The following is a 15,720-nucleotide window of genomic DNA, read 5'->3' as shown; positions in this document are numbered from 1 at the left end:
GCTCGCGCTTCGGCACGTAGCAGCCGGGGGCGTCGCATTGGGACACGGCAGACATAGTGGTGGCCGGCATCTTCTCCGGATGCCGGCCACCACTATGTCTGGGAAGCGCCCATTGAGGCGCGAGTGTTCGTTCAGACCACGCGCACCGCGTAGGGGAGGACAGAGCCCCACCCGTAAATCGAGGTGATACGCACGGGAACTCCGAAAGTCGGAGCTTCGATGATCTGGTTGTTACCCAGGTAGATGGCAACGTGGTCAATGTTGCCGCCGTCCCAGTTCCAGAAGATCAGGTCGCCGGGCTGCGCCTGGCTGACGGGTACGCGGTAGCCTTCGCTGTACTGCGCCTGCGACCAGTGGGTCAGGTAGATTCCCTGCGAACGGTAGGCCATGGTGACCAGACCGGAGCAGTCGTATCCGGGGCCTTCACCGCCCCACACGTAGGGGGCGCCGAGCTTGCTCTTGGCCCAGGCGATCGCACCGGCTGCGGCGTCACTTCCGCCACCGCCACCGCCACTGGGCGGGTCATAGCTTGGAGCCGGGGGCGTGTAGGGCGCGGGTCGCGAAGCGGCTTCTTCCGCCGCTCGGCGAGCGGCCTCTGCGCGGCGAGCCGCTTCGGCTTCTGCGGCACGACGGGCGGCTTCGGCTGCTGCAGCCTGACGCTGGGCTTCAAGAGCCGCTTCGCGTTCTTGGATCAGTTCGACCGTGGTGTTTTGCTTGCGGGCGAGCTCAGCAAGGTAACCTTGGCGGGTTGCCTCGGTGGTTTCTTGAAGAGCGAGTGCTTTCTGGGCACTCGTCTGCGCAGCTTCAGTGCGTCGCTGCACCTCAGTCGTTGCTTCAGTTTGTGCAACAACTGCTTCGTCGGCAGCTTTCTGCATGACATTGGCAACCTGTTGAAGGGCAGCAACGCGTTGCATCTTTGCGTCAGCTGAAGCGGAGAAAGCTTCGATTGATGCCTGCTTGGTTTCAACGGTGCGCAGACCATCCGCGTTTACGTAGGGGGCAAGGGTATCGATTTCGGATCCGCCATCGCGGTACGCAGTCTGTACGATTGAGGCGATTTCTTTCTTGCCCGCTTCAAAGTTCGCTTTTGCGTCATCTGCATCAGCTTGCGCTGAGCTAGCAGTGTTCTTGGCTTCTGCGAGGGCTATATTGGCTGCGTTGAGCTCTTCTGCTGCGATCTGAGCGGCCCGAAGTGCTTGATCCGCTTCAGCCTTCACTGATGCAAGGCGAACCTCGATCTGAGCTACTGAAAGCTTGGTAGCTTCTTCTTCTGCCTGCGCGCGGGCGATGTCCGCTTCTGAGGGGGCAGCTTGCGCCATTTGCGGGGCGATCAGCGCCATGCTGGCAAGCAGAACCATTGCTCCTACACGGAAGCGGAGACGCTGCGAACGTCTTGACTGGTTGAACACTACTTCACCTGTCGTCGGGAACATATACGAGCATCGTCATCAGACAGTGCACCTGTGGTGAGAGTAGTCACTCTGAACAACAAAAGCAACACCTGCAACTATTTTCACATCTTTCCCATTTACAACATTGACAACATCAGCAACATGTTTTGGTCATCATCTCGCCCCGCGTTATATAAGTTCATGGACTGACGAACACCTTCCCGCCCACCCAAGAAATCCTGCTGGACTTGGGGGAACCTCGTAAGGTTGTCGTATGACTGACGAGGATCTCGAGATACGCACACTTCACACTCGTGAAGTGTCCACGGACAGTGAGCACCTAGAGGGTCTCGCCGCTTCGGATAGGGAACCCACCTATGACGTGATGAACCCCTGGGGTGAAGACGGGCCAGCTCCGGTTGGCCAGTGGCGCACCGACATCCTGGGGCCGGCTTATCAGTCACAGACGATCGAACTGATCGCAGATGCCGAGGGCGACAACGTGGCAACGCTGGTGAAGTATCTTCCCCACCGCGACCCAGATGTCAGCGAAAATGCGAAAGCATTCCCGAAGAGCGTCACCCTGTACCTACACGGGCGCAACGACTATTTCTTCCAGACTGAACTGGCGCAGACGTTCGCCGAAGCAGGTTCCGCTTTCTATGCGCTTGACCTACGCAAATACGGTCGTTCACTTCGCCCTTGGCAAACGATCGGCTACACGGACAACCTGAATGTCTACGACGAGGAGATCGGCGAAGCACTCGACATTATTGCCGAAGAGAATCCTAATCTGCCTCTGATCCTGTCGGGACATTCAACGGGCGGCTTGATCGCAACGTTGTGGGCGCATCGTCACCCTGGCGCGTTCGACGCATTAATTTTGAATTCAGCGTGGTTAGAGATGCACACGCTGGCAAATCTACGGACGACGGTTGCGCCTGTCCTAGAACGGATCGCGCAACGAAACCCTCGCTGGGAAGTTCCCGGTGGCGGCGGCCCCGGCTTCTACGGGCGTTCACTGACTCAAGGCTGGGCAACGTCCGGTCTGACTGTGCCACAAGCGTGCGCAGACAATCCCGACGATCCAGCAATGAAGGGCTGGGAGTATGCGCTGGCCTGGAAGCGCCCGGAGTCGTATCCGATTCCCGCCGCATGGTTGGACGCAATCTTGGATGGCCACAACACGGTCGAAAACGACGTGCACCTGTCATGCCCGGTTCTGTCAATGATGTCGACCTCGTCGTACACCGGCGAAGAATGGTCAGAACGCGTCTTTTCGTCTGACGTTGTCTTGGACGTCGAGGTTATCGCTGAACGCTCAATGAATCTTTCTGATTGCGTGACGATTGCTCGTTTCCCAGGTAAGCACGACCTATTCTTGTCCGACCCGGATGTGCGCACGAATGTACGTCACACGATGAAACGCTGGATCGGAGCGTTCGTCACGCCCGTTGAGTAAACCAACCGGCAACTAGGCCACGAGCGGTCAGATGCGGGTCATCGCCCGTGTTTCCCCATGCCCGAAGAAGCGGGAACGATGCGGTATTCGCGGATCATTTCGCGATTGACCTCTATAAGGGCCTCGGCAAGTGTTGGCCCTGCAAGGTCAGCGATGTAGAGGTTATTCCAGGCGTCAGAAAAGTTGGGAAGAAGCTCTTCAAGCTCATCGACGTCGTTCCACTGTCCAAGCGCGCTTCGAATCACGCCATCGACACCAAGTCGAAGGTCGGACGGCACCTTGAACGTTGGGGGCGCAACAAGGGGAACTGCCTGGCCGATAATCGCTCCAAGAATAGGAAGAGCCGATGCGGTGGCATCTAGGATCGGTACTCCATCTTCACGAGCTTGGCGAATATCGTCGGGTTCAACGAAGCCACGTTCATCTTTCGTTGCCGGGGTATCCGTAGCGATGAAGTCGAAACCGTCCGCGTCGTCTGCCGGTTCATCATCCTCAGGTGCCTGTTCCAATGCTGGTGCATCGTGGTCGGAGTCATCTAGGGAAGCCGTGATTTCACTGATGCCTTGGGAGCCTTGGGACAACAGGGCTGGCGAGTGCATGTACAGGCGCGAGCCAACGGGCACAACGTCAAGGAAAACGCGTCCATTGGACATCGCTCGAATCTGAACCTCGTGAACTTCCACGCCAGAATTCGCCAGAACGTCCAGAGCGGGGCGAACCTGCGGATCAATTTCGCCGGTAACAACGATCAAGCGCGGGCCCGCACCCGGCGACGGGGGCATAGCGTCACGGAACTGCATCCACCCATGACGGAACGCGTCAAGACCCCCGTCGTATTCGCGCGCCAGGTCACTCCACGACAGGGCAGCAGTGTCCGCCAAACGCGACAGAGAGCTAATGAGGGTGTCTGAATCGAGGTGTGTAATCACTTCAACGCTGACGACTTGCCCCGTCGCATCGAGGGCAGTCAAGCGTTGAGAATCTTCGTCTTCTTCGTGACCGCGAACAATATCCCGCCAAGTAATTGGGAAAAGCGGGCGGGAAACAATCTCCAAGACCTGCCCACACACAGCGTCGATAACGTCGCCAGTCAAACCAGAATCCAATGGGCGCCCAAATTGCGCAGGAACCAGACGACCGTTGTCGAACTCGAAAAGAGCCACTGGCGTTTCCTCCCTGGATTGACCGGACATATCGCCTTGCCGAGAAAGGCGACAGTGTCCCCCTATTGTTTCACATCTGGCAGGCGCATAACACTGCCCAAAAACTAATGGCTTAATAAGAATTACGGCCTATGCTCCCCCTCAAATTCAGGGCCTCATCACAGACTGTTCCACGTGGCGAACACGCAGATTCGCGCATTGGTGCCAAAAAGTATGCGACAAAGCTGTGAAAACGCTAGCTCATGCGAAGATTCACCTATGAGCGTCACGTGGGATACAGCCACTACAACCGGGCATTCATCAACGCCGATCGATCCTGCCCCGAAGAATGGGACGGCAACACGACAAGCTGCGGTAAGCCAGATCGATCCGGAGTTTCTGCGGGTTCTGACCGAAGCCGTCGACGGCGATGTAGATACGTCAACGGGGTCTCGTGCGCGCTTTTCCACAGATGCTGGCCTGTACCGCATTCCACCGTTGGCGATTGTGTTCCCGAAATCAATCGAGGATGTCGAGGCCGCTCTTGGCGTGGCGCGCACCTTCGGCGTCCCGGTGACGACGCGCGGTGGTGGCACATCCTGCTCCGGCAATGCTGTTGGCCCGGGTCTCATTATCGAATTCACCCGCTATTTGAACCGTGTGGTAAGCATTGATCCCAAGGCAAAGACCGCTGTCGTTGAGCCCGGATGCGTGCAGGCAACTTTGCAGGCCGCGGCGGCCCCTTTTGGGCTCCGTTTCGGTCCTGATCCGTCCAGCCAGAATCGCGCGACGATCGCGGGCATGGTTGGCAATAACGCGTGCGGCCCACATGCGACTGCTTGGGGGCGTACGGCTGACAACATCGTGTCCCTCGAATGCATCGACGGGCTGGGACGTCGATTCACGGCAACCACCGAACATGCCCCCGATATTCCCGAAGTTCCGGGTCTGACAGAGCTTGTGGATGCGAACCTGGCATTGATCCGCACTGAGCTTGGCACCTTCGGCCGCCAAGTATCCGGCTATTCGCTGGAACATGCGACGCCGGAAGGTCACCGTAATCTTGCCGCGATGCTGGTGGGCACCGAAGGCACGCTGGTCACGATCCTATCGGTCACGGTTCGCCTTGTTGACCTGCCGACGTCTCCCGTTTTGGTTGTCCTCGGCTATCAGAACATGATCGACGTTGCCGACGACGTGCCCACACTTTTGGAGCATCATCCTCTGGCGGTTGAGGGTATGGATAAGCGTCTCGTCGATGTTGTTCGCCAGCACCGAGGCCCGGGCACTGTCCCCGACCTACCGCCGGGCGAGGCCTGGATGATGTGCGAGGTCGGCGGAAGCTCGCCGGAGGATTCTCTGGAACGCGCTCACGCTTTGACCGCGAGTGCCACCACCGACTCGGTCGCGATTTACCCGCCGGGTGACGATGCGGGTCGCTTGTGGCGTATTCGCGCTGATGGTGCTGGTCTTGGTGGCCGCACGCCGTTTGATCCAGCGTCAGGCAAAGGCAATGAGCAGGGGTGGCCAGGCTTCGAAGATGCCGCGGTTCCGCCCGCGAACTTGGGCGCATACCTGCGTGATTTCACTGCTCTAATGGATGAGTTCGACATTGACGGCCTGCTCTACGGTCACTTCGGTGACGGTTGCGTCCACGTTCGTCTTGATTACCCGTTGGACACTGACGAGGGTGTCGCCCACACTCGTCGCTTCTTGGAGCGCGCGGCGACCGTGTGCGCGAAGCACGGTGGGTCTGTGTCGGGTGAACACGGTGATGGTCGCGCTCGCACGGAGTTGTTGCGCTTCATGTATTCGCCGGCAATGCTGGACTTGTTTGCGCAGGTGAAAGCTCTGTTCGATCCGAACAACATGATGAATCCGGGTGTGCTGACTGCACCGATGAGCCCAACCACCGCAACCGAACGTCGCCGCGCATTAGGTGATGCCTATTCACTGAAGCCGGCCGCGGTTGCTGGCTCGGCTTCGCACGTTGATCCACAGCCGGGCGTTGATCTGGTGGATCATTTCCTTCGTCGTCCCGCGGCGCGTTCGATGCCCGCCGATGGCGGCTTCGCGTTCCGCGAGGATCACGGCGATTTCACGAACGCAATTCACCGTTGCACGGGCGTGGGCAAGTGTCGCGCGGGTATTTCGGGGACGTTCATGTGTCCGTCGTGGAAGGCGACGAAGGACGAGAAGGACGTGACTCGAGGCCGCGCCCGCACCCTGCAGGATGCGGCGAACGGCCAATTGATTCAGGCGATTGATTCTCCGGAAGTCCTCGATGCCCTCGACCTTTGCCTAGCATGCAAGGCGTGTTCGTCGGACTGCCCGGCCGGGGTCGACATGTCGAAGTACCGTTCAGAGACGCTGTTCCGCCATTACCGCGGGAAGGCTCGTCCGCTGTCGCATTACACGCTGGGCTGGTTGCCACGCTGGACGCGCCTGACGGCGTCGATCCCCGGTTTGGCAAAGGTCGGCAACGCACTCCTCGGCGTGGATGCACTACGTCGCCTAGCGTTCGGACTGATCGGGTTGGATTCACGTCGTCCGATGCCACCTCTACAGTCGGGCACGTTCTTGCGCTGGGCACGTAAGCGCGGCACAACTTCGATGGTGCCGTCCGCTCTCTCCCCCATTGACGAGGCCACCTCCACGTCTAGCGACCAGCTGTCGCAGGGCGAAGGCCGACCGGCCTCGTCAATGAGCGAAACTGGGAAATCGGCGACGCCCGTTTCCCCCACGGACCCGACTGGCCATCGCTATGTGGTGGTATGGGCGGATTCCTTCTCGCAGACACTGGACGACACGGGAGCACGCGCTTTGACCGAGCTACTGGAAGCAAACGGCTTTGCCGTGATCGTCGCGCCGGATGCGTGTTGCGGCCTGACGTGGATTACGACAGGCCAGCTGAAGGGCGCAAAGAAGCATCTGGCGACTCTGCTGGACACGCTGGCGCCATTCGCCGCGAATGGGATCCCGATCGTGGGCGTGGAGCCGTCGTGTACCGCTGTTTTGCGTGATGACCTACTGGATCTGCTAGCAGATGACCCGCGTTCGACGATGGTCTCGAAGAATACTGTGACGCTTGCTGAGCTACTGGCGACCGTCCCGGATGAACAGCTGAACCTACCAGACCTGAGCGGTGTTGAAGTTGTGGCTCAGCCACACTGCCACCACTACTCGGTCATGGGATGGGACGCGGATCGCGCGCTACTGGATCGTCTGGGTGCGACGGTTACTCAACTATCGGGATGTTGCGGTTTGGCCGGCAACTTCGGCATGGAGAAAGGACACTACGAGGTTTCCGTCGCGGTCGCAGAGCAGTCGTTACTACCTGCGCTCAGCGAGCACCCGGATGCCGTGTACCTGGCGGATGGATTCTCCTGCAGGACGCAGGCTGGCCAGCTCGCCGAGCGCGGCGGCGTCCACCTCGCGACTCTCCTCGCGCGCGGCCCGAAGGCCGACTGACCCCTCCCGGCGGAGACACCGACGCGCTCCCGCCCGGGCCTGCTCGGCGAGAACGCCCTTCGGACGAATCGCGAGATCAGGGCGCGGATCCGCCCGTTCCTCGAGCCCCTTTCGGCACCCACCCCGCCCCCTCGGAGAAGGCAATCCCGTCCCTGCGCGCGACGATGCTCTCCCACCGGGTCGAGAGCCCCCTCGCCCTCCCCCAGACGTCCAAACGGGCGCCGTCGACGTATCCCTCCCCGGCGACGAGGAGGGCCGTTGAAAGCGCCTCCGCCATGACTCCCGACGCGCAGATCACGCTCGCCTGGAGAACGCCCGATTCGCTCGGCCGTCCCGTCCTCGGATCGAAGGTCTCGTGGGCGAGCGCCTCCGGAAACGGACGACCGGCGTCAAATGATGCGGGCGCGTAGTCGCCCGAGGTCGACAGAGCCGATGAGGAGGAGAGCTCGACGCTACCCGTCCACTCGTTCTCCGCCGCGCCCGGCTCCCGCAGGCCGACCGTCCACGGCCTCCCGTCCCACCGGCGTCCGAAAGCGGCGATGGACGATGTGCCCAGGGAGACGAGAACACCCTCGGCGCCGGCCGCCACGACCGCGTCGCGCACCGCGTCGGCGGTCGCCCCTTTCGCGATGGCGCCGAGGTCGAGGGCCGGTCCCCTCGACGGGGCGGCTCCCCCGTTCACGGCCCGCGCGAGACGCCAGCGAGCGGCCTCATCACGTTCCAGGAGCGCCGGATCGCACGAGCGGAGCGCCCCGTCGATCTCCTCCTGGGACGGGGCCTCGGGCACACGCCCGCTCGCGAGGAAGGACCTTCGAGCGCCCTTAACGTCCCACAGGCGCGCGAGCGCCCCCGCCAGCGGGGTGAAGGCCCCGCCGGTCGCCTCCGACAGGGCCAGGGAATCGAGGAGCAGCGAATCCGTGCGCGGATCGACTTCGCACCACCCCTCGCCGGAGTTGATCCGCGAGACGTCCGAGTCCGGGCGGAAGACGGACCACAGCGCTTCGAGTTCGGCGACCAGTCGGCACACCCCGCGCGTGATGCGCGGAAGATCCCCGCCCGCACCGATGAGGTCGACGCGCGTGCCCATCGCCGGGAAGGAGACTCGCCAGGAACGCGCGCCTCCGCCCTCGCCGACCTCGAATTCGACGAGCGGCCGCTCCCCCACCGCTAGCGGTCCGTCCCGCCGAGGTCCTTGTCGAGATCCGTGTCCCCGAGGCGGGTCGACTCCTCCAGCCCCGGGATCTCCACGCCGTTCGCCCCCGAGTCGTCGACCCCCTGGGCCGCGGAGATCGCCCGGATCGCGGCCTGGATGAACTGGCGGTGCGCGACGGTCGCGCCCGACACGACATCGACCTTCGCGGGATCGTCCTTCTCGGTGAGCTCCTGCGAGTAGCGCGCAAAGGATTCGACGGCCCTCTGCGCCTTCTCGTAGTAGTCCTCGTTGAAGACCTCCCCGGAGGAGCTCTTCCCGTAGTCGGCGTCCTTGTCCGCTCCGTTCGCCTGGAGGGTCTCGTAGCTCGTGCTCGTGATGTCGCCGCCCTCGACCGTGATCGTGATGACCCCGATCGCCCCCTGATCGTCCGCGTTCGAACGGCCCTTCCACTCCCCGTCCTTCATCGGCACGCTCATGTCGACGCCCGGCGAGGAAGCGCATGCGGCGAGCATCATCGCGCCGAGTCCCACGATCCCGGCCCTCAGGGCCCCGCGCTTCGCGTTCATCGCAGATCCACCTTGCTCTTCCCCGTTCCCGACTCGGGCCCCGCCTCGAGCGCGTCGTGATCGTGCCACGTCTCCTTGAAGATGCGCCCGTGATCGAGGGCGATCTCGCGCTGGCCCCGGCCGGCGACCAGGGCGTCGTGCGTGACGACCATGAGGGTCGTGCCCTCCTCGTGGAGTCGCCCGAACAGGTCGAGGACGATCCTCTCGTTCGTCTCATCGAGGTTGCCGGTCGGCTCATCGGCGAGGATGAGCTTCGGGTAGTTGATGAGCGCGCGCGCCACACACACCCTCTGCTGCTCGCCGCCGGAGAGCTGACGGGGCAAATGGGTGGCGCGATCGGCGAGGCCCACCCTGTCGAGGGCCTCCATCGCCTCCTTCTCATCGGGCATCGAGTGGTAGTACTGGGCGACCATGATGTTCTCCAGCGCAGTGAGATGCCCGATGAGGTGGAACTGCTGGAATACGAGCCCGATCGTGGAGCGGCGGATCTCCGTGAGCTCGTCCCCCGTGAGATCCGAGATGTCCTGGCCGTCGAGACGGACCCGCCCCTTGGACGCGGTGTCCATGCACCCGACGATGTTCATCAGGGTCGTCTTGCCCGATCCGGAGGGCCCGACGATGGAGACCCATTCCCCGCGCCCGATGGTCAAGGAAACGTCGTCGAGCGCGTGGAGGTCGCCGTAGATCTTCGAGACCCCCTCCAGATCGAGAAGGGGCGTAGGCATCGTGTCAGTCATGATTCTTCCTTCATTCTCCGCGTAGGACGAGGGCGGGGTCGACGGCGGCGGCTCGGCGCACCGGGGGCAGGCAGGCGAGGACGGCGACGGCCACGGATGCGAGGACCGTAATGAGAGCGATCAACGGAGGAAGGGCGATGCTCCGGTGGAACACGTTGTAGCTGATCCCCGAGGCGAGACCGTACCCGAGGACGACGCCGATCAGACCACCGATCAGACCGAGGAGCACGCCTTCGCCGATGAATTCGAGGGCGATGGAGCGCGAAGTTGCGCCTAGGGCCTTGCGCAGGCCGATCTCGTTGCGCCTCTCGGCGACGATGGCGACCATCGTCGTGGACACCCCGATCAGGGTGAGGACGAGGACGATGCCGGCGATGATGACGAGCAGGGAGCGCAGCATCGAGATGACGCCGGAGTCGGATTGCGCGAGGCGCTTGACGGCCTGCGCCGACACTCCGGGCACGGAGTCGTTGATGGCCGCGACGACGCTCTCCAGGACCGGGCCCTCGACGGCGATCGAGTACTCCGCGACCGTCGCGCGCGCCTCGACGCCGGTCAGGGCGGAGATCGCCTGCGAGGTCATGTACATGTAGGAGTCCTGCGTACCCCCGGTCTTGAGGACCCCGGATACGGTGAAGTCGACGCTCGTCTTCGCCTCGGCCCCGCCGGACTGGGCGTGCTCGTCCGCCTCCTCGAGGCGGACGACGGAGATCCTCTTCCCGGCCGAAGCGCCGATCGTGTCCGCGATCTCCTCGCCGATCAGCACTTCGTCGGGTCCTTGCGGCCACTCCCCCTCGACGTACCAGTACGGGTTCATCGCGCGCACCGACTCCAGATCGGCTCCTGCGGCGACGTAGGGCCGATCGTTGACGGTGATCGCCTCGTAGTCGAAGGCCGCCGAGCCGACGAGGGCCCCCTTCGGCACGAGGGACGGGATCGCCTCGAGGGACTCGGCGCTTATGGAGTCCTTCCCCGAAACGGGGGAGACGACGAGGTTCGCGCCGTAGGAGCGGACCTCGCGGGCGAGCTGAGCGGGGACCTCCAGGGCGATGGTCGCCAAGCCCGACAGGGTCGTGGCGCCGATGGCGACGGCCAGAACGGCGATGAGGACGCGGGAGCGCCTCCTCAGGATCGACGAGGAGACCATCCGCCAGAACATCGTGCGACGCTTCATCTCTCTCACCTTCCGTGGAGGACTTCCGCGGCGTTGAGCCGCAGCAGATAGCGGATGGCCGGGATCGACGCGCTGAGGACGACGAGCAGGACGAGGAGCGAGACGAGTACCAGGACGACCGGGGTGAAGGAGATCGAGGCACCGAACACGATCCGCCCGATGATCTGCGCGAGCCCGATCCCGCCCCCATAGCCGAGGGCCCCTCCGACGAGGCCGACCACTGCGATCTCGCTGAGGTGCAGGGCGATGATCGAGCGGTTCTTCGCCCCGATCGCCTTCATCAGACCGATCTCCCCGGAGCGCTCCATGACGTTCGCGGTGACGAGATTCGCGATGGCCAGCGCGGAGGCGATGAGGGCGAGGACGGTGACGAGGAGCATGAGGAGCTGCGTCTTCTCCAGGATGGTCCCCTCCGATTCGGCGACCTGCCGAACGGGCCTGGCCACGGAATCGGTCATGACCTCTTCGATCTGGTAGGCGATGGAGGAGACGTAGGCGGTGCAGTACCAGGTCTCGCGCTCGGACACGGACAGAGACTCCGGGTTCTTCGCCGCCTTCCGCGCCAGGTCGTTGTCCGGGGTCGTCAGGGCGGACACCTCGACGGAGCCGACGACTCCGGGCTCTCCGAGAAGGTCCTGGGCGACGGCCAGGTTCGCGTAGACGCCGGAATCGGCCTCGTCGCCCGATTCGAAGATCCCGCGCACCTTCAGCTCGACGGAGCGCCCGTCCCTGCTCAGGGTCAGGGGATCACCGAGGGCGAGGCCATGCGCTGCGGCGTAGCCTTCACCGACCATCGCACCCTCGGGGTCCTCGTCTGCGACCCACTGGCCGGTAACCGTCCACCAGGCCCGAAGTTTGTCGAGGCCGGTATCGAGCGTCTCCTCGGTCTCCAGGTCGAGGTGGTGATCGAACCAGGTCCCGGTGAGCGTGACGGGCTCCCCCGAGGGGCCGACCGCGTCAACGGACAGCAGCGGGGCGAAGTCGAGGATGTTGTACGTCCAGAAGGTCGTCTTGATCCGGCCGAGCTCGTCCTCGCGGAGGAAGGTCTGCTCGGGGGACCGAGCGCCGTAGAGGTCCTGGAGGACCGCCGCGCCGCGCGGTCGCACGACGATGTTCGCGCCGTAGGACTTCAACTCCTGGTTGACCTTGTCCCCGACGTCGAACATCACCGAGAGCATAGACGTGGCCACGGCGGCGCCGAGGGCGACCGTCACGGCGATGAGGAGGTGACGCTCGCCCCTGCGGGCCAGAGCCCCCACCAGCATTCTCAGGAACATGGGATCAGATCCTCTCCCTCGTGGGGTCGGAGACGAGAAGGCTCATGCGAAGACGCTCGCATTCGCCTCGAGGACCGACAGCGGGACCGTCAGCGTCCCGTTGGAGACCTCGTACTCGATCGGAATGGGGTTGCAGCCGCCCTTGAATCCGATCGTCGCGATGTTCATCGCAACTTCGCAGAGCTTGCAGATGATCTTCCCGTCCTTCTCGTAGTAGCCGGTCGGCCCGCAGATCTCGCAGGCGTCGAGGCCGACGCCGAAGGAGGCGCCCGCCTTCTGGATGACGATGAAGCGGACCTCGACCCCCGAAGAGGTCGTGTAGGCGTAGCGGTGGAGGTGGCCGTCGGAGATGTCCGCAATGTCGATGACCGCGCGCTCCTCGACGACGGAGTAGGACTCCGGTTCGGAGAGCTCGACTTCGGCGGAGCCGACGACGACGCCGAGGGTGATCAGCAGCGCGCCACACAGGTAGCCGCCCGCCGCTACCCCGGCCATCGTCTTCCAGACGCGGGCGCGGGCGCGGTAGAGGCGCCCCTCGGCGGGGTTGGAGCCGACTCGGGGCAGGGATCGTCCCTCACGGACGACGAGAGCGGCGACGAGGAGGAGGACGAACATCGCGGCGATCGGGAATACGGCTTCGTGGTTGATGAGCCAGGAGAGCGCGGTGAAGGCCTCGTTCGACATCGAGACGACCCTTTGCGCCTGAAGGATGCGCACGACGAGCATGACGTGAGTGAGGGCGAGGACAGCCACGACGAGGGCGGTCGGCCAGGTCCTGCGTCGACCGAGGGAGACGATCCTCCAGGAGAGGGCGCCGAGGGCGAGGGGGAGGAGCCAGCCGAGGAGGTAGCCGACCAGGGCGAGCATCGTAGTCGTCGCGAAGACCTCGATTCCCCGAGGGAACATCATGACCGCCTGGGCCATCGCCGTGGGAACCGCGCGGAAGAGGATGAGCGCCAGGTAGGCGCTCATCACGAGGAGGAGGGCGGAGTCGAGGGGCACGCTCGGCGCCCGGCGCGCCCGCAGCGCCAAGAGCGAAACGAAGGCGATCGCGAGGAGGACGGCCAGGGGCAGGGTCCACAGGGCGACCGTTTGCCGATTGACGGCGCGAGGCGCGAGGGTGTTGACGAGGGTGAGGACGAAGGCGGAGACGAACCCGGCGACGACGCCGATGCCGATGGCCCATCTCCGGGCGGCTCTACCGGATCTGCCGCGCTCGCGCGCCGGTAGCGCGCCGATGGCCGCTCCCGCTGCGAGAGCGGTGAGGAGCAGCGTGAGAGTCGCCTGGCTCATCTGTTCGATCATCGTTCATCCTCATTCTCGTCGTCGCGACGCGCGGGCGCGTCGGCGTCATCCCGAGGGCACGACGACGGGCCGGAGTCCGCCTCCGGCCCGTCGTCACGGGGTCACCACTCTACAGCAGAGGGGTCCCACTTCCAATCCTTGAACTCCGCGGTGATCGGCTCGGTCCAGAAGCGCCCCTTGACGCCCGTGGTCTCGTCGGTGTGAAGGAGCCAGCCGTTCTCCTCGGGGGAGTGGACGATGAACTGAACCGTGTAGGTGCCGGCGTCGAGCTTCGGCAGGTTGAGGCCGTAGTGCGGGCCGTCGGAGGCGTTCATCGGCATGAAGGTGCCCTCGAGAACGGCGTTGCCGTCGGCGCCGAGGATCTTGTAGTCGACCTTGAGGCCCGGGATGAAGTCGCCGACGCCGTAGCCGAGATCATTGCCCTCGACGGCGGAGATGTCAGCCTCGATGTGCATCGAGGAGTCCTTGGCGGGGGTCTGGACCTGGGGCTCCATGTCGACCGGCTGGAAGTAGACGCCGGAGATCTTCAGAGGGCCGGAGAATACGTCGTCGCCGAGGGGGAACTCGTCGAAGCCGGCGTCCTCGCCGGGCGCGGCGGCCTCGCTGGACTGAGCGTCCATTTCCGCGGGCTTCGTGGTCTCCGCGGGCTGGGAAGAACATGCCGAGAGGCCGGTCATCAGGGCGACGGCCGCGACGGCCGCGCCGATGGTGCTGAGTGAGCGCTTCATGAATCAAACTCCATGTCAGTGTGGGATGGTTCGACGGTTCGTCACTTCTCGGGGATCGCGCGGCGCATGCGCCGCTTCCCCCAGAAGTACAGGCCGACGATGATGACGAGAACCGCTGCCTGTGCGGAGAGGTTCTCCACTCGGGGGTAGATCCCCAAGAGGTCGATGGTCGGGAGGCCGTCAAGAGGCGTCAGGGGCAGAACATCGGCCTCCTGGAGCTCCTTGATGCCAGATCCGGTGAAGGTGACGGCCATGACCGCCAGGAGCAGCGATGTGACCGCGAAGAAGGGGCGCAGCGGAATCCTCAGGGCGGCGAATTGGATGAGGAGGTAGACCACGACGAGGACGGCGAGGCCGACGCCCATGCCGATCCACACGTGCCCGATGGCCGCGCCCGCGTGGGAGATGACCGGCACATAGAAGAGAATCGTCTCGGCGCCCTCGCGAAGGACCGCGAGGAACGCGATGGCGGCCAGGCCGAGGAGGGAGCCGCGAGTGAGCGAGGCGTCCGTCTGATCCTTGATGTAACGGTCCCAGGCCTCGTTGGAGGACTTCGAGACCATCCAGTTCGAGACCCAGATGAGCATGGCGACCGCGAAGAGGGCGGCGAAGCCTTCGAGGAGCTCCTGATTGGCTCCGGCGAGATTCGCGAACGAGGAGAAGAGGACGGCGAGGGCCGCGGAGGCGACGAGGGCGAGCACGACCCCGATCCACACGATCTTCGACTTGTCCTTGTGCCCGGCCTTGCCGAGGTAGGCGAGGATCGCGGCGACGACGAGGATCGCCTCCATGCCCTCTCGGAGGATGACGAGGAGCGAGGGGAGGAAGCCCGAGAGCCAAGGGCTCGTGGGGGCGGCCGCCTCGCCGACGTAGCCGTCGAGGGTGTTGGCGTCCTCGCGCAGGTAGTTCTTGAGATCGGCGAGGTGCTGAGCGACCGCAGCGTCGTCATGATCGCTCATCGCCTTCTTGACGAGGGAGAACTTCATCTCGACGGTGGAGACCCGATTCCCCGAGATACGCGCCATGACCTGCTTCTCGAAGCCGAGGGTCTCATAGCGCCGGTAGTAGGCGGTGTTCACCCCGTCCTTACCCGCCTCGACATCGCCCGCCAGATAGTCCTTCTCGGCCTGATCCAGGATCTCACCCATCTCCTTCGCGACGCGCCCCCAGGCCCCCGGGCTGTAGTCGTTCGAGACAGCCGAGTTCCCGGCGCCGTCGAGGGTGTTGGCGTCCTCGCGCAGGTAGTTCTTGAGATCGGCGAGGTGCTGAGCGACCGCAGCGTCGTCATGATCGCTCATCGCCTTCTTGACGAGG

Annotated in this window: 12 protein-coding genes; 2 read left to right on the top strand and 10 right to left on the bottom strand. The window is 63.8% G+C overall.

Annotated features, from left to right (window positions below):
* Positions 1 to 131 precede the first annotated feature (131 nt).
* A complete protein-coding gene (locus PG731_RS06490; protein WP_270772898.1) occupies positions 132 to 1,358 on the bottom strand; it encodes a C40 family peptidase in 1,227 nt (408 codons plus the stop codon).
* A gap of 307 nt (positions 1,359 to 1,665) precedes the next feature.
* On the opposite strand from PG731_RS06490, the gene PG731_RS06485 reads away from it, so the two are divergent.
* Positions 1,666 to 2,853 (top strand): alpha/beta fold hydrolase, encoded by a 1,188-nt coding sequence (locus tag PG731_RS06485; RefSeq protein ID WP_442952664.1) that lies wholly within the window; start codon positions 1,666 to 1,668, stop codon positions 2,851 to 2,853.
* A gap of 38 nt (positions 2,854 to 2,891) precedes the next feature.
* Here the strand turns inward: PG731_RS06485 and PG731_RS06480 are convergent, their stop codons facing one another.
* Positions 2,892 to 4,016 carry a hypothetical protein gene (locus PG731_RS06480; protein ID WP_270772897.1) on the bottom strand — a complete coding sequence of 375 codons (1,125 nt, stop codon included), beginning with the start codon at positions 4,014 to 4,016 and terminating at the stop codon, positions 2,892 to 2,894.
* Positions 4,017 to 4,274: 258 nt separating this feature from the next.
* Here PG731_RS06480 and PG731_RS06475 point away from each other — a divergent pair, with 258 nt between their 5' ends.
* Entirely contained in the window at positions 4,275 to 7,466 is a 3,192-nt protein-coding gene (locus tag PG731_RS06475; protein WP_270772895.1) for an FAD-binding and (Fe-S)-binding domain-containing protein, read from the top strand.
* A gap of 76 nt (positions 7,467 to 7,542) precedes the next feature.
* Here PG731_RS06475 and PG731_RS06470 read toward each other — a convergent pair whose 3' ends face one another.
* The 8 genes from PG731_RS06470 to PG731_RS06435 form a co-directional block, all read right to left on the bottom strand.
* Complete coding sequence (locus PG731_RS06470; RefSeq protein ID WP_270772894.1) at positions 7,543 to 8,631, bottom strand: FAD:protein FMN transferase; 1,089 nt, start codon at positions 8,629 to 8,631, stop codon at positions 7,543 to 7,545.
* A 2-nt stretch (positions 8,632 to 8,633) separates the two neighbouring features.
* A complete protein-coding gene (locus PG731_RS06465) occupies positions 8,634 to 9,185 on the bottom strand; it encodes an FMN-binding protein (protein WP_101628290.1) in 552 nt (183 codons plus the stop codon).
* Positions 9,182 to 9,922, bottom strand: a complete 741-nt coding sequence (locus PG731_RS06460; protein ID WP_101628291.1) for an ABC transporter ATP-binding protein — start codon at positions 9,920 to 9,922, stop codon at positions 9,182 to 9,184. The genes PG731_RS06465 and PG731_RS06460 overlap by 4 nt, the downstream gene beginning before the upstream one ends.
* A 10-nt stretch (positions 9,923 to 9,932) precedes the next feature.
* On the bottom strand, positions 9,933 to 11,096 hold the full coding sequence (locus PG731_RS06455) for an ABC transporter permease (protein ID WP_101628292.1): 1,164 nt from the start codon (positions 11,094 to 11,096) through the stop codon (positions 9,933 to 9,935).
* 5 nt (positions 11,097 to 11,101) lie between these two features.
* On the bottom strand, positions 11,102 to 12,373 hold the full coding sequence (locus PG731_RS06450; protein WP_270772893.1) for an ABC transporter permease: 1,272 nt from the start codon (positions 12,371 to 12,373) through the stop codon (positions 11,102 to 11,104).
* Positions 12,374 to 12,415: 42 nt separating this feature from the next.
* Positions 12,416 to 13,678, bottom strand: a complete 1,263-nt coding sequence (locus PG731_RS06445; protein ID WP_270772891.1) for a DUF2318 domain-containing protein — start codon at positions 13,676 to 13,678, stop codon at positions 12,416 to 12,418.
* Positions 13,679 to 13,779: 101 nt separating this feature from the next.
* Positions 13,780 to 14,406, bottom strand: coding sequence for an iron transporter (locus PG731_RS06440; RefSeq protein WP_270772889.1), 627 nt, complete (start codon positions 14,404 to 14,406; stop codon positions 13,780 to 13,782).
* 41 nt (positions 14,407 to 14,447) lie between these two features.
* On the bottom strand, positions 14,448 to 15,720 hold a 1,273-nt coding region (locus tag PG731_RS06435), incomplete at its 5' end, for an FTR1 family iron permease (RefSeq protein ID WP_270772888.1).

The organism is Pauljensenia sp. OF14-1SRA (assembly GCF_027694595.1).
Lineage (GTDB): Bacteria > Actinomycetota > Actinomycetes > Actinomycetales > Actinomycetaceae > Pauljensenia > Pauljensenia turicensis_B.
This window is presented reverse-complemented; position numbering and strand designations above follow the sequence as displayed.

Coding starts and splice junctions, on each gene's coding strand:
- PG731_RS06490 (WP_270772898.1), bottom strand. CDS start 1,358: ATGGTTCTGCTTGCCAGCATGGCGCTGATCGCCCCGCAAATGGCGCAA.
- PG731_RS06485 (WP_442952664.1), top strand. CDS start 1,666: ATGACTGACGAGGATCTCGAGATACGCACACTTCACACTCGTGAAGTG.
- PG731_RS06475 (WP_270772895.1), top strand. CDS start 4,275: ATGAGCGTCACGTGGGATACAGCCACTACAACCGGGCATTCATCAACG.
- PG731_RS06465 (WP_101628290.1), bottom strand. CDS start 9,185: ATGAACGCGAAGCGCGGGGCCCTGAGGGCCGGGATCGTGGGACTCGGC.
- PG731_RS06460 (WP_101628291.1), bottom strand. CDS start 9,922: ATGACTGACACGATGCCTACGCCCCTTCTCGATCTGGAGGGGGTCTCG.
- PG731_RS06455 (WP_101628292.1), bottom strand. CDS start 11,096: ATGAAGCGTCGCACGATGTTCTGGCGGATGGTCTCCTCGTCGATCCTG.
- PG731_RS06450 (WP_270772893.1), bottom strand. CDS start 12,373: ATGTTCCTGAGAATGCTGGTGGGGGCTCTGGCCCGCAGGGGCGAGCGT.
- PG731_RS06445 (WP_270772891.1), bottom strand. CDS start 13,678: ATGATCGAACAGATGAGCCAGGCGACTCTCACGCTGCTCCTCACCGCT.
- PG731_RS06440 (WP_270772889.1), bottom strand. CDS start 14,406: ATGAAGCGCTCACTCAGCACCATCGGCGCGGCCGTCGCGGCCGTCGCC.